The following is a 4070-nucleotide window of genomic DNA, read 5'->3' as shown; positions in this document are numbered from 1 at the left end:
AGCAGCAGATCGGAAAATCTCTTGACTCAACAGAGGAAAGGATTGGAAGAAATAGAAGGGCATTACACTCAATTGTATCTACTGTTAGAAGATACATTAGAACGTTTTCAGCATATTCTAGAAAAAACCAAAACAAAAGATACTTTGAAGAAAAAAGACGAATTGAAGAAGAAAAACAATTTACCCAAAGCAGAAGAAAAAAATTTATATATTGAGGATGTAAAATCAATGCTTAATTTTCTTTTGGAACAATACGAAAAACAAAATACCATAACCGTGAACAAATAAAGTCCTGATTTATCAGGGCTTTTTTTGTGAGGGGTTGAGCAACGAGCAAAGCGAGGCGGTAGTTTTGTCAAAATGTCATATAGTGTCATACGGGTTTTTCGTATGACAAAAACGGGATGATGCATTTCAATGCATTGATTTTATTGTGTTTTTTGTTTTTTTGTCATGTCATATTTGTCATATTGGGGGGTAAGGTTTTTGTCTTTTCATTTCCACTGTAAAAATATGACAAAATCGAAAAAGTCATGAATATTTTACTGTTTTTGTTTGACAAGATTTAATCCTATGTTATATATGTATATATCAATAGGAGGATTTAATTATGATAAGGTTGAAAAAGGTATTTGAATTAACAGAAGAAGAAATAAAATTATCTCATGAAATTACAGAAGCAATTATTAAAGAACCAACAGCAGATACTCACGAAGTGAATATAAATTTTATTGATGTTTTACCAATTATACCAAACCCCCACAACTTGGGTATTTCAAAAGATATTGATCCATTATCTTTAATATATTCAAACTTTGTTAGTGAAACAGACATACCCCCAGCTTTACCTGTATTTTCGTTTTTAAGTTATTTGAGTGCTTTTAGCGTTAACAATAATATAATGTATAAACATCCTACAAGCCCCGCAGATTACTTAAACACTTGGACTTTAATATTGGCACCGTCAGGAGCCGCGAAAACTCTATCATCTTCTATTATTGAAAAATCAATACCAAAAGACATAGAAGAAAAACCCATGATTAGAACTAACTTTGAAGGTGCTGACGGTTCAGCAGCATTCATTTCAGAGTTAGCAAAAGCTGAAAAGAAAATTGATAATTTCGGAAAACCTATTCAACCTATATTTTGGATTGAAGACGAATATTCTCAGTTTATGAAAAAATTAATGCCCAGTGGTTCTATGGTTGAAACCAGAAAAACTATGCTTAAAATACATGATAATGATAAAGCAAGAAGGGTTACAAAAAACGATATTATAGAAACTGAAAGCATCGTCATGACTGGTTTATTTCTAAACACAATTGATAGCTTTGCAAGAAATTTCGATCAAGAAAGTATTAATGATGGTTTAGGAAGAAGACATAATTTTGTTTATGCAGAACGAGACGATAAAGTTATTCCTACTTGGACAATTGAACACATCATCGAATCACTCAAAGAGGGATTAGATGATTTCTTTTCAACCGTCAAAACAAATGTAATATATACATACTCGTCAGAGTGTAGAAAAATATATGACCATTTCTATGTGGTCTATAAAGATAAATTCGACAAGATTTTAGGTGAGGAAACAAACGGGACGTTTTTCAGAACATATTTTATGTTGAGCTGGAAATATGCAGCCATCTACCATATTTTACTGAAAGAGCCGGGAACTGAAGTTCAGGCAAAAACTTTTGATTATGGTATTAAAGTTTCCTTGATGTTTTTGTCTAGTATAAAAAGATTTTTAGACTACAAAATAGATCTCAAATCTGGAGCAAAAGAAGTCAGAAGAGAATATTTAAATAAAAGAGCAGAAAAAGAAACTTCAAATATAGAAAAATATAAAGACTTCTTATTAAATAATGCCGAAATTACATTAAGAGATTTTAACAGAAAATATAATTTGAAAAAGGCTGATAGCTTAAAAATCATTAAAACAATAAGAGAAAACAAACTAATTAAATATCATCCTTTATTTGATATTTTAGCAAAAGAAGAAGCAAAGAAAAAATAAAACCGTCCTACCGGACAGGTCAACCCCTCACAAAAAAGCCCCTTACTGGGGCTTTATTTGTTCACGGTTATATAAAGAATATATTGCTTATTTTATATACTACCATTGACATTATTTTTAAATGCATTAATTAATATATAAGGGAAAAATATATAACAGCAAGCTCAGACAATACTTCGTATTATCGCTTGTGAGGGGTTCCCCCTTCAATCCCCTTAAAACCAAAAAACTAAGGAGTTAGATATGATTGAATACTGCATGTGTTGCGGTTGTGATACCGAACACACCATAGACCAGACTGATAAAGTCAACGAAGAGGGACAGGAGTATGTGTACATATCCTGTCTTGATTGTCGTTCTGGTTACTTTGAGTTAAACGCCGATGAAAAACTATAAAGATAGATACCAAAGAAAGCACAGTATTACACTTTGCTTCAATGACGAAGAATTTGCACAGGTTGAAGAACTGGCTTCTATGTTGAAAAAACCCAGAGCAACAGCCGTTAGAGATCTTATTCTCAATAAAGATTTAAAAATCAAAAAAGAAATATCAAAAAATAAAACTGGCGATGTATATTTCGAACTTCATAAAATAGGAGTAAACATTAACCAGATTGCAAGGGCAATAAATACTGATATTGATACATTTATTTCCCATGAATTTGCAGAAGATTTTTTAAATTTGTTTGAGGAAATAACAAATGAGATAGAAGAAATAAAAAGGAGAATATAATATGTACCATAAAATAATAGGAGGCAAAAAAAGCAAAGGTCAAAGGAATATAAAAAAAAGCATTGAGTATTTATTAAGGGAGAAAAACCCAGAACAACAGAAAGACATGAAAATATTATCGACCACAACAAAACAAGACCTAATCAATTTTGAAAATTATATTTTAGATAAAGAAAAATCAAACCCATATGTTTGTGGGGTTTTATCTTTTGAAGAAAAAACAATACCAGAAGAATTAAAAACAAAAATAATAACAGAGTTTGAAGATATATTATTTTCAGGGATTCAACCAGAAAACAGACCTCCTGTTTTATGGGTTGAACATAACGACAAAGGCAGAGTAGAGTTAAATTATTTAACTTTTAATAGCCTTCAAGATAGAAGATCTTACACTGTATATTTAGACAAAAGAGATCGAGGCTTGGTAAATAATTATTCTGAAATAATCAATTATGAAAATAATCTATCAAGTCCGTTTGAGGAAAAAGAAAATAAAAATACATTAGTAAACACACCAAAAACCAATATACCAAAAGACAAAAAAGAGTTTGTAGAAAAATTAAATAGTGAAATATTAGCATTAATTATTAATGAAGAGTTAGAAAGTAGAGAAGAGGCAATTAAATACATTGAAAGCATTCAAGGTGTAAAAATTAATAGAGTTAGAAAAAATCAAATATCAATAAAATGTGATTTTTTTAACGACGATAAACCGATAGTTTTAAAAGGTGATATATATGAAGAGGGAAGAAATTACAGCGATTATAGAAAAGAATACGACTCAAAACCTAAACGAGATCCACAGCTTGTTGAAGCAAAACTCACAGAACTTAAAAGATCATTTTCAGGAAGAATTGAAAAAAGAGAAATCAGAAATAGAGAAAGATTTAAAATCTCACAGAGCAAAAATAAATCAGAGAATACAAAAAACATTGAAAGAGAAAATATCAATATTGAATATGGATCTATTAACAATAATATTGATTTTACTGTCAACAACAACGGTTTTACAAATAACAACGATAGTTTATTTGCTTTGGGGGAAATAAATAATGAGTCAATTAATCCAGAACATAAAACAAAAACAACAACAGAAGAAACAGCAAGATCAGAAAGAAAAAGAGATATTGAACAAATTAATCAGCAACAACAATTCATTAATAGAAGAATTGAAGAGATTAGACGAACGGAGCAGCAGATCGGAAAATCTCTTGACTCAACAGAGGAAAGGATTGGAAGAAATAGAAGGGCATTACACTCAATTGTATCTACTGTTAGAAGATACATTAGAACGTTTTCAGCATATTCTAGAAAAAA

Annotated in this window: 3 protein-coding genes and 1 pseudogene; all 4 read left to right on the top strand. The window is 30.2% G+C overall.

Features of this window, described 5'->3' with window-relative positions; translation table 11 throughout:
* Positions 1-288 (top strand): hypothetical protein (locus tag PGH32_RS24490; protein ID WP_337895398.1); only part of this gene is annotated, 288 nt, incomplete at its 5' end.
* Positions 289-610: 322 nt separating this feature from the next.
* Positions 611-2020, top strand: coding sequence for a hypothetical protein (locus PGH32_RS24485; protein WP_337895397.1), 1410 nt, complete (start codon positions 611-613; stop codon positions 2018-2020).
* Between the two features lie 382 nt (positions 2021-2402).
* Entirely contained in the window at positions 2403-2753 is a 351-nt protein-coding gene (gene mobC, locus PGH32_RS24480) for a plasmid mobilization relaxosome protein MobC (protein WP_337895396.1), read from the top strand.
* Between the two features lies 1 nt (position 2754).
* Positions 2755-4070: pseudogene (locus PGH32_RS24475) on the top strand (hypothetical protein); the annotation flags it as partial.

Origin of the sequence: Erwinia sp. SLM-02, assembly GCF_037450285.1 — a bacterium.
Taxonomy (GTDB): Bacteria; Pseudomonadota; Gammaproteobacteria; order Enterobacterales; family Enterobacteriaceae; genus Erwinia.
The sequence above is the reverse complement of the archived record's forward strand: the minus strand, read 5'-3'. Positions and strand labels throughout refer to the sequence as shown.

Excerpts from the sequence above, each read along its gene's own strand:
- PGH32_RS24485 (WP_337895397.1), top strand. The coding sequence starts at position 611 with ATGATAAGGTTGAAAAAGGTATTTGAATTAACAGAAGAAGAAATAAAA.
- mobC (WP_337895396.1), top strand. The coding sequence starts at position 2,403 with ATGAAAAACTATAAAGATAGATACCAAAGAAAGCACAGTATTACACTT.